Genomic DNA, 15,179 nt, shown 5'->3' with positions numbered 1-15,179 from the left:
TCTGTGTTGGACATAAGGTTTTGTATAACCATTAGGGAGTGAGCAGGCAAATATTAGGTTGATATTTGTTTGTTTTAATTCATATTAGAAATAAAGGACGTCGATTTTATGCCGATTTATGTATTATTAGTTTTTGCTGTTGTCCTACTTGATCAGTCGGTCAAGTTTTTTGTACTAGGTCATATTCCCTTGAATCATAGTGAGGTTTTAGTTAATAATGTTTTTTCACTGGCTCATATACGAAATTACGGAGCGGCGTGGAGTATGTTACAGGGCCAGCAATGGTTTTTTACACTGATTTCGATCATTGCGATCGTAGTAGTGATCTATTATTTCATTAAATTATGGAAGAACTGGGGTTACGCCTTAGGGTTAACATTGATCCTTGGCGGCACTATTGGTAATTTTGTTGATCGGTTACGTCTGGGTTATGTGATCGACATGTTTGAATTGGATTTCATTAACTTTCCGATTTTTAATGTTGCTGATTGTGCTTTAACTGTTGGGGTGATCATAATTTTGATCGTCATGTTAAGGGATGATTCGTTATGAAAAAGTGTAATGTTACAAAGCAAAAGGGTCGCTTAGACCAGGTTTTAAGTGCTGCTTTTCCGGAATTTTCACGTTCTATGATCAAGAAACTGTTACTCGATGGCAAGATTTTAGTTAATGGCCAACAGGAAAAACCGCGTTATCAGGTCAAAGATGGAGATCAAGTTACTATCAACGAACCTGAAGTTCACAAACTCGATTTAGTGGCACAAGATATTCCCTTAGATATCGTCTATGAAGATGATGATGTTTTAGTAGTCAATAAACCTGCAGGAATGGTTGTTCATCCTGCTCCTGGACACCCAGATCAAACTTTAGTCAATGCTTTGCTTTACCACTGTCCGTTGTCTAAGATCAATGGAACATTACGTCCCGGAATAGTTCACCGGATCGACCGGGATACGTCAGGGTTGTTAATGGTTGCTAAAAATGATCATGCTCACCATAGTTTGGCACAACAATTAAAGGATAAAACGACCAGTCGTTATTATATAGCTTTGGTTCATGGGATCATCAAAGAAGATCATGGGACTGTCAATGCCCCATTGGCACGAAGCCCTAAAGATCGTAAAAAGCAGGCTGTTGTTGCTGGAGGTCGTCGAGCAGTGACGCATTTTGAGGTATTACGAAGATATCAGAATTATACTTTGGTAAAATGTCGGTTAGAGACGGGAAGGACCCATCAAATCAGAGTTCATTTGAAATATATCGGGCATCCTGTCGCTGGTGATCCAGTATATGGCCCTAAAAAAACTTTAGCTGGTCCAGGACAATTTTTACATGCTGCAGAACTTGGATTTACTCATCCTGTAACCAAGAAAAGATTAGACTTTAAGGCACCTTTACCGAATTATTTAAAAAAAACTATCGATGACCTTGACAAGCAGAGCAGTAATTAGTAGAATAATTAACAGTTAAGTTCCTTTTAAAACTTAGTCCAGAGAGGCTAGTAAGGGCAGCATTGAAGAAAAGTTAGCAATGCCATTTTTTGGCAAGCTCGACTGTAACCTCAAAAGGCTGCGGTCGGGCTTTTTTAATAAGTTCTTAACTGCACAACTCAGATTTTGTTTTGTTTGGGCCAAAAATTTTAATTCAAAGGAGAACTTTCGATGTCAAAGCAAATTTTTGATGAAATTGCAATGAAAAGGGCACTGACCAGGATCACTTATGAAATTATCGAAAACAACAAGGGTGTCGATAATTTAGTTTTAGTGGGGATCAAGACGCGTGGGGTATTTTTAGCACGTCGCATTGCTCAGCGTTTGAAAGAACTTGAAAATTTTGAAGTTGGAGTAAATGAACTGGATATTTCACTTTATCGTGATGATATTAGCAGTCATCGCCCCGGCGCTGCTAAACAGGTTGCTGAATTCAAAAATGATGTGACCGATAAAAATGTTGTTTTAGTTGATGACGTTTTGTTCACGGGTAGGACTATTCGGGCAGCTCTTGATGCCATTATGGATCAAGGACGGCCACGAAAGATTAGGTTGGCAGTTTTAGTTGATCGGGGACACAGACAGTTACCGATCAGAGCAGATTTTGTCGGAAAAAATATTCCAACTTCTTGGGATGAAAAAGTAGCAGTCTATATGACAGAAGTCGATAATAAAGATGATATCGAGCTGATCTGATTTGTTGAAGCTGCTTTTTAAAAAATAATTATTATTGTAATGAACCATTTAAATGACTCCAGTGAGGGCACAACGGTTTGAGTTGCAGGTTGCAAGTAAGTCTACCAGACTAGTTATTTGCAGCAGTGTATTTGCCTAGGTCATTTAAACGATGACCTAGGCTTTTTTTGTGGAAATTTAACAAAAGCTGCTTTAGTTTTAGTGAATTCCACGCTCTAAAACAAATTTTGTTAATTTTCATAATTGTTTTTGATAATGAAGGGAAGAGATCACAAGTGTCAGATAATAATAACAATGAATTTCGTAATGAAGAGGCTATTTTGGATATCAAAGATAAACCGAAGTTTGGTCAATGGTTAGTCTTGTCGATCCAGCATCTTTTTACAATGTTTGGTGCCACCGTTTTAGTACCATTATTGATCGGCATTAATCCAAGTATTGCGTTATTTGCTTCAGGTGTTGGGACATTGGTTTACATATTATGTACAAAGGCCAAGATACCAGCATACTTAGGCTCAAGTTTTGCTTTTGTTGTTACAATGCAGGCCTTGATGCATCAGTATGGTTATCCTGCAGTGGGCCAAGGTGCGATTGTTTCTGGCTTAGTATATGTAGTTGTGGCCTGTCTGATCTCCAAGTTTGGTTCGGCTTGGATGGATCAAGTTTTACCACCGGTAGTGGTCGGACCGATCATTATCGTTATTGGACTTTCCTTAGCAACCACCGCAGCCAATGATGCAATGTTAAATAATTCGCATTATGACATTAAGTTTTTTGGGGTTGCGATGTTTACCTTATTGATCACGATCATTTTTAATATGTTTCTCAAAGGGTTTTCCAGCATGATCCCCGTTTTATTAGGGATAATTTGCGGCTACTTATTGGCGTTGACAGTGGGTATCGTGGACCTTGAGCCTGTTAAAGCAGCCAAATGGTTCAGTTTGCCCGCATTTAATGTGATGTTTTTGAATTATGATTTTAAATTTTATCCAGCAGCCATCATCGGAATGGCACCGATCGCTTTTGTTACGATGACAGAACATATGGGACATATCATGGTTTTAAATAAACTGACCAAAAGGAACTTTCTAAAAGATCCTGGTTTGCACAGAACACTGCTAGGTGATGGATTATCTACGATCATTGCAGGTTTTGTTGGTGGTCCTCCAACAACATCATATGGTGAAAATATTGGGGTTTTGGCAATGTCCAAAGTTCATAGTGTTTGGGTACTGGGTGGAGCGGCTTTCTTCGCTGTTGTCTTTAGCTTTTGCGGTAAAGTTTCCGCGCTGATCCAAACCATACCTGGGCCGGTGATCGGCGGGATATCATTCCTTTTATTTGGGATGATCGCATCTAATGGCTTACGGATCCTAGTTGATTCGAGGGTAGACTATGAAAAAAAGCGGAATCTGATCATTACTTCTGTGATCTTAGTGATCGGGATCGGTGGAACATATCTCCAACTTGGTAATTTTCAACTAACCAGTATTGCACTTTCAACTGTTTTTGGAATCGTATTAAATCTGCTCTTACCCGCGAATGCTGCAAGTGAAGAAAATTAAACGATTTAAAAGTTAAGTAAGTAACTGTTAAATAATTGTTGTCCAATAAATTCCAAAAATGTAAGGAGATAATTCTATATGACACAATTGATGTCCCAAATATTATTACCACACTTTGTGACTGTTGAAGACTTGAATTCAAAACAAGTTTATAACCTACTTGAGCGTGCAGCGTATTTCAAAAATGGTGGGCGCAAAGAAAACTTCAAACGTCAAATCAACGTTGCAAATTTATTTTTTGAGAATTCTACCAGGACCAAGCTGAGTTTTACGATGGCAGAAAAAAAGCTGGGCTTAAATGTTTTTCCTTTCGCGGCGGAGACCAGCTCCGTTCAGAAAGGAGAGTCTTTGTACGATACCTTATTGACTATGTCCGCTATCGGAATTGATTTAGCAGTGATCAGGCATCCGCAAAATAATTATTATCAGCACATACTTGAACAGCCTGGCTCGAAACTAAATGTTGGTCTGCTTAATGCCGGAGATGGCTCTGGTCAGCATCCTTCGCAGTGCTTGTTGGATTTAATGACAATTCATGAGGAATTTGGTCATTTTAACAAACTTAAGATCGCGATCGTAGGTGATTTGAAAAATTCACGCGTGGCGCGTAGCAACATGCAATTATTAAAAAAGTTAGGTGCCGACATTTATTTTTCTGGTCCTAGCGAATGGTTTACGTCTGAGTTTAATGAATATGGTCAATATTTGCCGCTTGATGAACTGATTCCTAAAATTGATGTTTTGATGCTCTTAAGAGTTCAACATGAAAGACATGAGGAAACAGAGGCCGAAAAAATTTCAGTGAGATCAAATATCATCAGCAATTTGGTTTAACGGTCGCTCGTTACCAGAAAATGAAGTCAAGTGCGATCGTGATGCATCCTGGACCGATCAATCGCGGGGTCGAAATGGCATCTGAATTAGTTGAGGCTCCCCGCTCAAGATTTGTTAGGCAAATGACTAACGGTGTCTATATGCGCATGGCAATGCTTGAAGCTGTGATCAATGGCAGACATATCGGAGGTTGAGGCAATGGAAAAAATCGTTATTAAGAATGGAACAGTGTTGGTCGATGAACGTTTTCTTAGGACGGATGTTCTAGTAGAAAATGGCCGGATCACTGCGATAGGACAAGACCTTTCAGGACAAAAAGAAATCGATGCCGCAAATATGATAGTAGTTCCAGGACTAATTGATGCACATGTTCATTTAAGAGAACCGGGGCAAACTGCTAAAGAGGATATTGCCTCAGGAACTAGAGCAGCAGCACATGGCGGTTATACCACAGTTTGTGCGATGGCTAATGTTTCACCAGTCCCTAATTGTGCCGCGGAAATGAAAAAAATGTGCCTTTTAAATGCACAACATGGTCAAGTCAGGGTTTTACAGTATGCGCCTGTAACTGAAAATTTAATTGGTGAGCGTTTGACCGATTTTAGTAAATTACAAAAAGCCGGTGCCTTCGCGGTAAGTAACGATGGACATGGGATCCAATCTAGTTTGACGACATATCAGGCTTTTAAAAAGGCTACTGCTGCTCACATGATGATCGCTGTCCATGCACAAGATGATGAGCTTTTTGACCATGGCGTGATCAACCAAGGTCCAAGTGCACGAGCATTAAACTTGCGGGGGATCCCAGCGGTCAGTGAGACTTCTCAGGTGGCAAGGGATCTGGCTTTAGCTCAGCAAACTGGGGCCCATTATCATGTTTGCCACGTGTCAACTAAAGAAACAGTGGAATTGATCCGTGCGGCAAAGTCACAGGGAGTTAATGTAACTTGTGAGGTAACACCGCATCACTTGTTATTAAGTGAAGAGGATATCTTAAGCGACGATTCAAATTACAAAATGAATCCTCCTTTACGGTCCAAGGAAGATCAACAGGCGTTGATCGCAGGCTTGTTAGATGGGACGATCGATATTATCGCCACTGACCATGCGCCTCACACTAAAAAAGATAAAGCTGGCGGATTTGCCCAAGCCGCTTTTGGGATCACTGGCAGTGAGACGGCTTTTTCCATGCTCTATACTAAATTAGTGAAAACAAGGCGGTTGACTTTAGAAAAATTGGTACACGCCATGAGTATCACGCCAGCAGACATTTTAAAGATCGATGATGCTGGGAAGATCCTTCCGGGTATGCGAGCTGATTTGGCAATTTTTGATTTGCAAAAAAAGCATGAGTTAATAACGGATAATTTCCTTTCCAAGGCTGTCAATAGTCCTTTTGCAGGGCAAAGTGTGTGGGGTGAAACGGTGTCCACATTGGTCAAAGAAAAAATTATCTATCAACGGTAAGCAAAAAAATATGTGAGAAGGGTGAAAGGCAAAATGAAACGTTATTTAGTTTTAGAAGATGGCACGGTCTCCCAGGGACAAGCATTTGGAGCAGCACGAGTTTCTGTAGGCGAGTTGGTTTTTACAACTGGTATGACAGGTTACCAAGAAGCGATCACGGATGATTCATATGCTGGACAATTGCTGGTATTTACTAATCCCTTATTAGGAAATTATGGCGTTTCTTTGGTGGATAGTGAGGATTTGAATTCATCATGTGCGGGAGTTGTTTGTCGTCAGCTGGCTCGAGTAGTTGATAGTTGGCGTTCGAGTGAAACCTTGGATCATTTTATGCAACGCCAAGGAATTCCAGGCATCAGCGGGATAGACACTCGTGCATTGACAAAGAAATTGAGAAATGCAGGTACGATGCAAGCTGAATTAGTAGATGGATTACCAGCAACAGCGAACGTAGTAGATAATTTAGTTCGCTCTGAAAAAAAAGAGCTGCTGTTTCGTGATAATCAAAAAGCACCGTTCATGATCCCGGGAAGTGGGTTTAACGTCGTCTTAGTTGATTTTGGTGCCAAGCAGAGTATTTTACGAGAATTGATCAAAAGGCACTGTAATATCGTTGTTGTCCCCGAAACAGCTAATGCTGAGGAAATTTTGCGCTTTGAACCGGATGGGGTTTTGCTTTCAAATGGCCCTGGCGATCCGCAAGATCATCCAAATGCGATCAAGATGATCCAAGAGATACAGTCAAAGACCGTCATTTTTGGGATATGTCTAGGACACCAATTATTTGCACTGGCAAATGGTGCCAAAACATACAAAATGAAGTTTGGACATCGTGGTTTTAATCATCCTGTGATAGAGATAGCGAGTCAAAGATCGATGTTTACCTCACAGAATCATGGCTATGCGGTTGCTGCAGATTCGATCGACCATTCAGTCCTAACGGAAACTTACGTTGAATTAAACGACCAAACGGTTGAAGGATTGCGACATAAAAAGTATCCTGCAGCTTCAGTTCAATTTCATCCAGATGCAAGCCCCGGTCCACATGATGCTATAGATGTTTTTGATGATTTTATTGCAATGATCACATCGCAACAGGAGGAAAAAATTGCCAAAAAGAAATGATATCTCTAAAATTATAGTTCTTGGTTCTGGTCCGATAGTAATTGGTCAAGCTGCCGAATTTGACTATTCGGGGACTCAAGCATGTTTGGCTTTGCGAGAGGAAGGATATCAAGTAGTTTTAGTTAACTCTAATCCCGCAACTATTATGACTGACCATGAAATTGCTGATCAAGTTTATCTTGAACCTTTGACTGTAGAAACAGTTACCAAGATAATCAGGCAGGAAGCTCCAGATGCTTTGTTACCGACATTAGGAGGACAAGTAGCGCTGAATTTGGCCGTTTCGTTATTTGAACAAGGTATTTTGCAAGAAATGAATGTTGAATTGTTAGGTACAGGGCTTTCTTCCATTGAGCAAGCAGAAGATCGTGAAAAATTCAAACAACTAATGCAAGACTTGGGTGAACCAGTTCCAGCTTCCAAAACAGTGCAGCACGTCAATGAAGCTCTGGATTTTGCGAATGAAGTCGGTTATCCAGTGATCGTCCGGCCCGCGTTTACTATGGGAGGAACTGGAGGCGGGATCTGCCATGATCAAACTGAGTTATCAGAAATAGTAGCCAATGGTTTAAAATTATCGCCTAGCAGTCAGTGTTTGATAGAACAGTCGATCGCTGGTTTTCGCGAAATCGAATTTGAGGTAATGCGCGATGCAGCTGACAATGCATTAGTCGTTTGTTCGATGGAAAATTTTGACCCGGTGGGTGTTCATACGGGTGATTCGATTGTTTTTGCTCCCACACAAACGCTTAGTGATAGCGAATATCAGATGTTAAGAGACTGTGCCCTAAAATTGATTCGTGCTTTACGTATCGAAGGCGGCTGTAACGTGCAATTAGCTCTTTCGCCACAGAGTATGCAATATTATGTCATTGAAGTTAATCCCCGAGTCTCACGTTCATCGTCATTAGCTTCCAAAGCAACGGGTTATCCGATCGCTAAAATGGCTGCAAAAATTGCTGTTGGATTAAACTTGACGGAGATCAAGAATCCTGTTACTAAAACCACTTATGCTGAGTTTGAGCCAGCCTTAGATTACGTTGTTGTTAAAATACCGCGTTGGCCATTTGATAAATTTACTCAGGCTGATCATTCGATCGGTACTCAAATGAAGGCAACTGGCGAAGTGATGGCAATCGGCAGAAATTTGGAAGAAGCTTTATCAAAAGCAGTTCAGTCTTTGGAAATCGAGCCGCAAGATCTGTATTGGCCCAAAATCAGCCAGGTAGATGATGAAGTGCTAGCTAAATTCTTAGTACATGCTACGGATGAGAGATTGTTTTATATCGCCGAAGCTTTGCGCAGAAATTGTTCGTTAGCTGATGTTGCAGCTTTTACTAAAATAAATAAATACTTCCTAGATGTTGTGCTACATTTGATTGAACTTGAAAAAAAGGTAAGCAGCGGGCTTTTGACGCCGATTACTTGAAAGAAGCAAAATACTATGGGCTTAGTGATATGACTATAGCTCGTTTATGGCAAAGTGATCAGCAAACAGTGAGAGAATTTCGTTTGGAAAAACAAGTTTTACCTGCTTATAAGATGGTCGATACTTGTGCAGCTGAATTTTCTTCAGATACACCATATTTTTATAGTACGTATGGCGAAGAAAATGAAAGTCGAAAAACTAAAAAACAGTCGGTTTTAGTCATTGGTTCGGGGCCGATCAGGATCGGCCAAGGAGTCGAATTTGATTATGCAACGGTCCATTGTGTAAAAGCATTGCGAAAAGCGGGTTATGAGGCAATTGTTATGAACTCGAATCCAGAAACAGTCTCAACTGATTTTTCCGTGTCTGATAAACTTTATTTTGAACCCTTAAATTTAGAAAAAGTTTTGGATGTCGTTGAACTCGAACAGCCATTAGGAGTCATCTTACAGTTTGGAGGGCAAACCGCGATCAATTTGGCTGAGCCGCTTGCCGCTAATGGTGTAAAGATATTGGGGACTAGTTTAGCATCTTTAAATCAGGCTGAAGACCGTGACGAGTTCGATCAGTTGATTAAAAAACTACAACTAAATCAACCTCGGGGTAAGATCGCTTATTCGAAAGACGAAGCAGTAACTGGTGCGTCAGAGATCGGTTATCCAGTGTTGGTTCGCCCCAGCTATGTACTGGGCGGACGTGCAATGCAGATAGTTACCACTGAAGAAGAGTTGTTAAAGTATTTAAAAGAAAATACTTCTCTAGTTGGTCAGCATCCAATATTGATCGATCAATATTTAGAGGGACGAGAATGTGAAGTTGACGCATTATGCGATGGTTCTGCAGTATTATTGCCGGGAATTATGGAACATATCGAACGTGCGGGTGTGCATTCAGGTGATTCGATGGCCGTTTATCCTCCGCAACATCTGAGTGCCAATGTCAAGCAGCAGATCGTTGATATCACAGAAAAACTGGCCCGTGAATTAAAGTGTATCGGTATTATGTATGTTCAGTTTATCGTTGTGCGAGAAAAAGTCTACGTTCTAGAAGTTAATCCGCGGGCAAGCCGTACAGTTCCATTCTTAAGTAAAGTTACGGGCTTAGAAATGGCGCAGATCGCGACGCGAAGTATTTTGGGAGAGTCCCTGAAGAAACAAGGTTTGCAGACAGGATTACAAGCAGAACCACTGACCAAGTATGTAAAAGCACCGGTTTTTTCATTTAATAAATTAAATGATAGTGATAGTTTGCTTGGCCCGGAAATGAAGTCTACGGGTGAAGTGATGGGAAGTGATACCCAGTATGCCAATGCTTTGCTAAAAGCTTTTGTCGGTGCAGGACTATTGTTGCCTCCGAATGGGAATATTTTATTAACGGTTAGCGATGAAGATAAACAAGAAGTTGTTAGTCTCGCTCGTCGTTTTGCTAGGATTGGATATCGAATTTATGCAACATCCGGAACTGCAGACCTTTTAAGACAAACCGGTACTTATCCAATGGAAATTGCCAAGATCAAGGAAGAGCCCGAGCAAAAGAAAGATGGAATTTTGGAAGTGATCTCAGCTGGAAAAGTTGATTTGGTAGTCAATACTATAGGTGAGGATGTAGCTAAGAATTCAGATGGTTTTTTGATCAGGAAAACTGCCTTGGCACACAATGTGCTTTTATTAACATCTTTGGATACAGTCCAAGCCTTGCTTGTTGCTTTAGAAGGACAGTATTTAACCACGGCTCCTTTATAAAAGTAAAATTAGAGTTAACGTTGCTAAGATGTGTTAAAAAAAGGAGAGCTTATGAGCACAAATCGGTTACAAGTAGAATTACCCGGGCTTTCTTTAAGAAATCCTATTATGCCGGCTAGTGGCAGCTTTGGTTTTGGGGATGTTAAGGCTGCTAGGTTAAACGATTTAAACAGATTAGGTGCAGTTGTTTTAAAGACGACAACCAAAATGGCAAAAAAAGGCAATCCTCAGCCACAGATCGTTTCTTTTAAAGAGGGGATCATGAATTCAGTCGGTTTGACAAATCCAGGAGTAGATAAAGTAGTTGAACATAAGTTACCGCAACTTCGAACACATTATCCGAATTTACCGATCATTGCCAGTTTAGCTGGTGCAAGTATTTCAGACTATTGTGTGGTGGCGGAGAAACTAGACAATTCTGAACTGGTTGACGCTTTAGAAGTAAATGTTTCTTGCCCTAATGTTGCTGCCGGCGGGATGCAGTTCGGTGTTGATCCCCTGGTCATTCAAAAGCTGACTAGTGAGATCAAAAAGAGGGTTGCAGTTCCTGTTTATGTTAAACTAACGCCAAATGTGACTGATATCATCGAGTGTGCTCAAGCTGCCAAGGACGGCGGGGCAGAGGGCTTGACAATGATCAATACTCTTTACGGTTTGAGGATCGACCCTCAAACTAGAAAACCAGTTCTAGGTAATAAATTTGGCGGTTGGTCTGGTCCAAGTTTAAAGCCCACAGCTATTCGGATGATTTATCAGGTTGCCCATCAAGTTGATCTGCCTATCATTGGTGTTGGGGGTATTTCAAATGCACAAGATGTGATCGAAATGTACCTAGCAGGTGCAAGCGCAGTGCAGATCGGTAGTGCACAGTTTAATGATCCCGCAGCTTGTTGGCATATTCTAGACGAACTTGAACCTGAAATGGATCGGCTAAATATTGAATCACTGTCAAAATTAATAAATGAAGTAAAAGAGGGATTTCAAGATGAGAGCTGATAGACCAATAATTGCACTGGATTTTCCAGACAAAGCCAGTGTAGATAACTTTCTAACACAATTTCCGAAAAAAGAAAAGTTGTTTGTAAAAATTGGGATGGAACTGTTTTATAGCTGTGGTCCAGATCTGATCAAGGAGATGACTGCACGCGGCTATGATGTTTTTCTTGACTTGAAGTGTCATGATATTCCACACACGGTCGAAGCAGCAATAAAAAGTATTTTAAAGTTAAATGTTACTTTAACTACTATTCACGCAAGCGGTGGTCTTCAAATGATGAAGGCTGCAAAGAGTGGTTTAGTGCAAAGTTCTGCAAACACCAAAATTTTGGCCATCACTCAACTAACTTCAACTTCGGAAGAAATGCTTCAGCAAGAGCAGCTTGTCAAGGCAAGTATGGAGCAAAGTGTGGAAAATTATGCCAAACTGGCAGCACAAGCTGGACTTGATGGTGTTGTCTGCTCTGCTTTCGAGGCTCGCAAAATCAAAGAAGTTACTGGGCAAGATTTTCTGGCTGTCACACCTGGAATTCGCTTAGAAAGTGATGCGCATGACGATCAAAAAAGGGTGGTTTCTCCTGGTCAGGCAGCGCAGTACGGGGCATCTATGATAGTGGTCGGAAGAAGCATTACTCAGGCAAAAGATCCATATCAAACATACCGTGACATAAAAAAATCTTGGAAAGAAGGAATTTAATTGAGAAAAATTGCTGAAGCTCTACTTGACATTGAAGCTGTAAAGTTATCACCTGCAGCTCCATTTACATGGGCAAGTGGGATCAAAAGCCCCATTTATTGTGATAACCGACTAACCATCAGCTATCCTGCTATCAGAAAAGAAATCGCTAATGGGATAGCAGATCTGATCAGACAAAATTATCCGTCTGCGGAAGTGATCGCAGGAACAGCAACTGCTGGTATCCCACATGCTGCTTGGGTTGCAGATATACTTGAATTACCGTTGATTTACGTGCGTTCAAAGCCTAAGGATCATGGTAAAGGGAAACAAACAGAGGGTGTTTTACGAGAAAACCAAAAAGTTGTTTTGATCGATGATTTATTGTCGACTGGAGGCAGTGTACTCAAAGCAGCAACTGCCTTAGAAAATGAAAACGCGGTTGTTTTGGGTGTTGTAGGGATATTTAGTTATGAGCTGAGAGATCTGCAAGAAAATTTTGCGAAAAGAAATTTGACTTTCCATACGTTAACCAACTTTTCTGAACTTATCGAAGCAGCCCAACAAAAAAGTTCATTCACCCAGGCTGAAGTTGACTCGATGTTTGAATGGAAAAAATCACCCAAAAATTGGAAGTAACGGCATAATAAAATAAAAAGATATACCTGTTTTAAAGCTTTGTCTGACAGAGCTTTTTAAAACAGGTGTTTTTAGTAAGATATTTGAAATGTGAAAGTAATTGACTTTTTAGACCTGATTGCGAGACTTTAGATATTTCTTGATCCACGCCAGTCAACAATGAAACCGATATTTGCGAAAAAATCATTTAAAGTGTAAACTTATTGTATGTATCAGATTATCTTTATTTTTACTGGTTATTTCGTGCTAATAAAATGCCGACTCAGTTTTCAAGGATACATTTTTATTAATGTTAGGTTATTATTTTCTTGCTATACTTATAATCAAGGAATAGATATTTTTGCCAGATCAGCAAGGTAAAAATAAGATAATTGTGGGACAACCACTTTTACCTTAAAAACTACACAACCTTTATTTAAAAAAAGTAATTTTTCCGGAGATTTATGGTCTTGGTTTTAAATTAAGTGCGAGCGGGTGTTGTTTACGAAAAATGTTTTAGTTATGCGAGAGAAAACAAAAAGGGGGTCGTATTTATGAAAACACAGCATGAAAGTATTTTTTCATCTAAAACGTTAACTTATTTTCTTCAATTAGCGGAAACTATGAGTTATACTCAAGCTGCTCAAATTTTGGGTATTACCCAACCAGCACTGACTCAACAGATCAAAAAGCTCGAAAAAAATGTTGGGGCACCATTGTTTTACTCGGTTGGGAAAAAATTACATCTTTCTGATGCAGGCTATACAATGTTAGATGCAACTCACCAAATCTATGAAACTTTGAACAAGGCTACCGATGAAATTCAACAATCCACTAGTCCGGATATTGGTGAGATCAACATTGGGATTTTGGCTTCTATTGATACAGGTGTCTTTTTTGATTTTGTGTCTGATTTTTATCAAAGACATCAAAATATTAAATTAACTGTTTATTCTTTGACTCGTAAAGAGATCTGGGAAGGGTTGGAAAATAATCAATTAGATATAGCAATCATGTATCTTCCAGATGAAAATATTAAAAATTGGAAAACATATGAAGCAAAGAAAATATTTACAGAGAGTTTGGTATTCGTTCATCAAAGCGAAAAACTGAAGAAAAGAAGAAAAATCAAGTTAAGAGATACTTTGGCTTGTCCATGGGTCGGATATCCAACTGATTTCTATGTAAATACGCAATTGCGGGAAGCTTACAGAGATGATAACTTGGATTCACCTGAATTTGCGGCACGCTTTACCCAGCCAAACCAATTACTCAAATTTTCAAAGAAGACTGGAAATTATACTGCATTACCAGCGTCTTTCATCACAGCACATGAAAAAGAAACTGGCGGACTGTACACTGCAACGTTTGATCCGGTGATCAGTTTTGAAATGTCCTATGTTTATCGTAAGGGCAAGTCTGAAATTCCTCGGATCGCAAACTTTTTTAAAGAGTTTGAACAATATCTAGTTGAAAAAGACTACATTTCTCGCTTGACAGATTCTACTCTTGAGCAATAAGCTAAGTATATGAATATTTAATTACCCGGTGTTTTAGTTTGTAGTGAGACTAACAAGACTGGTCATTATAAGGAGATATGAATTAACATGAAAGAATTAGTTTTTGGACACAAAAATCCAGATACCGACGCTATCGTCGCTGCTAAAGCATATTCATTTTTGTTAAATCAGCTAGGATCGGATACTGAAGCTGTTGCTTTAGGCGAACCCAATGATGAAACAAAATTTGTACTTAATCATTTTTCAGAACCATATCCTCGTATTATTTCAGAAGCTGGTGCAGAGACGAAAGAAGTCGTATTGGTTGATCATAATGAAGCACAGCAGAGTGTAGACGACATTTCTGATTTAACAGTAACGCATGTGATCGACCATCACAGGATCGCTAACTTTGCAACAGCGGCTCCGCTATATTATCATGCAGAACCAGTTGGCTGTTGCAGTACGATCATCTTTAAGGAATTCAAACAACGGGGAGTTGAAATTCCGCAAAATTTAGCTGGTTTAATGTTATCTGCCATTATTTCAGACACATTATTATTCAAGTCACCAACAACAACTGATGTTGATGTTGCGGTTGGGAAAAAATTAGCCGAAATTGCTGGAGTTGATTATGAAGAGTATGGCTTAGCAATGCTGAAGGCTGGAACTAATTTGGCAACTAAAACTGCAGAGGAGTTAGTTACTTCTGATGCTAAATCCTTTGAAATGGGGGGCAAAACCGTTCGTGTGGATCAGGTAAATACAGTTGATCTTGCTGAGGTATTTGCGCGTGAAGATGAATTGCGTTCAGCTATTGAGGCTCAAAATAAAGATAATGGTTATGATCTTTTCTTATTAATGGTCACAAATATCTTAGATTCCAATACTCGCTTATTAGCGATTGGAGCAGGCCAGGATATTGTTGAAACTGCCTTTGGCCATGGCTTAGAGAACGATAAAATGGACCTTCCTGGCGTCGTTTCACGTAAAAAACAGGTTGTACCGCCGTTGGAAAAAGCTTTCGAATAAAAGATAAATA

The 15,179-nt window shown here is 39.9% G+C and carries 11 protein-coding genes and 2 pseudogenes; all 13 read left to right on the top strand.

Features of this window, described 5'->3' with window-relative positions; all coding sequences use genetic code 11:
* The first annotated feature begins 108 nt into the window (after positions 1 to 108).
* The gene (gene lspA / locus BQ5903_RS06350; RefSeq protein WP_079579181.1) at positions 109 to 552 is read left to right on the top strand and encodes a signal peptidase II; all 444 of its coding nucleotides are present in this window, start codon (positions 109 to 111) and stop codon (positions 550 to 552) included.
* Positions 549 to 1,451, top strand: a complete 903-nt coding sequence (locus tag BQ5903_RS06345; protein ID WP_079579179.1) for an RluA family pseudouridine synthase — start codon at positions 549 to 551, stop codon at positions 1,449 to 1,451. Before lspA ends, BQ5903_RS06345 begins: the two co-directional genes overlap by 4 nt.
* 210 nt (positions 1,452 to 1,661) lie before the next feature.
* Complete coding sequence (gene pyrR / locus BQ5903_RS06340; protein WP_010494231.1) at positions 1,662 to 2,186, top strand: bifunctional pyr operon transcriptional regulator/uracil phosphoribosyltransferase PyrR; 525 nt, start codon at positions 1,662 to 1,664, stop codon at positions 2,184 to 2,186.
* Positions 2,187 to 2,461: 275 nt separating this feature from the next.
* A complete protein-coding gene (locus BQ5903_RS06335) occupies positions 2,462 to 3,751 on the top strand; it encodes a solute carrier family 23 protein (RefSeq protein ID WP_079579177.1) in 1,290 nt (429 codons plus the stop codon).
* 78 nt (positions 3,752 to 3,829) lie between these two features.
* Positions 3,830 to 4,779 (top strand): annotated as a pseudogene (locus tag BQ5903_RS06330) (aspartate carbamoyltransferase catalytic subunit).
* 4 nt (positions 4,780 to 4,783) lie between these two features.
* Positions 4,784 to 6,052, top strand: a complete 1,269-nt coding sequence (locus BQ5903_RS06325; RefSeq protein WP_079579175.1) for a dihydroorotase — start codon at positions 4,784 to 4,786, stop codon at positions 6,050 to 6,052.
* Between the two features lie 33 nt (positions 6,053 to 6,085).
* Complete coding sequence (locus tag BQ5903_RS06320; RefSeq protein ID WP_079579173.1) at positions 6,086 to 7,177, top strand: carbamoyl phosphate synthase small subunit; 1,092 nt, start codon at positions 6,086 to 6,088, stop codon at positions 7,175 to 7,177.
* Positions 7,161 to 10,348 (top strand): annotated as a pseudogene (gene carB, locus BQ5903_RS06315) (carbamoyl-phosphate synthase large subunit). The gene BQ5903_RS06320 and the pseudogene carB overlap by 17 nt, the downstream one beginning before the upstream one ends.
* A gap of 51 nt (positions 10,349 to 10,399) precedes the next feature.
* Positions 10,400 to 11,344: a dihydroorotate dehydrogenase gene (locus BQ5903_RS06310; RefSeq protein ID WP_079579171.1), complete on the top strand. Its 945-nt coding sequence runs from the start codon at positions 10,400 to 10,402 to the stop codon at positions 11,342 to 11,344.
* Complete coding sequence (gene pyrF, locus BQ5903_RS06305) at positions 11,334 to 12,041, top strand: orotidine-5'-phosphate decarboxylase (protein ID WP_172823835.1); 708 nt, start codon at positions 11,334 to 11,336, stop codon at positions 12,039 to 12,041. The genes BQ5903_RS06310 and pyrF overlap by 11 nt, the downstream gene beginning before the upstream one ends.
* Entirely contained in the window at positions 12,042 to 12,659 is a 618-nt protein-coding gene (gene pyrE, locus BQ5903_RS06300; RefSeq protein ID WP_010494208.1) for an orotate phosphoribosyltransferase, read from the top strand.
* A gap of 533 nt (positions 12,660 to 13,192) precedes the next feature.
* Complete coding sequence (locus BQ5903_RS06295) at positions 13,193 to 14,158, top strand: LysR family transcriptional regulator (RefSeq protein WP_010494206.1); 966 nt, start codon at positions 13,193 to 13,195, stop codon at positions 14,156 to 14,158.
* An 87-nt stretch (positions 14,159 to 14,245) separates the two neighbouring features.
* The gene (locus BQ5903_RS06290; protein ID WP_010494203.1) at positions 14,246 to 15,169 is read left to right on the top strand and encodes a manganese-dependent inorganic pyrophosphatase; all 924 of its coding nucleotides are present in this window, start codon (positions 14,246 to 14,248) and stop codon (positions 15,167 to 15,169) included.
* The last annotated feature ends 10 nt before the right edge of the window (positions 15,170 to 15,179 follow it).

It is taken from the genome of Ligilactobacillus acidipiscis (assembly GCF_900116935.1).
GTDB lineage: Bacteria > Bacillota > Bacilli > Lactobacillales > Lactobacillaceae > Ligilactobacillus > Ligilactobacillus acidipiscis.
Note: the sequence above shows the minus strand (reverse complement) of the source record. Positions and strands in the feature narration are given on the sequence as shown.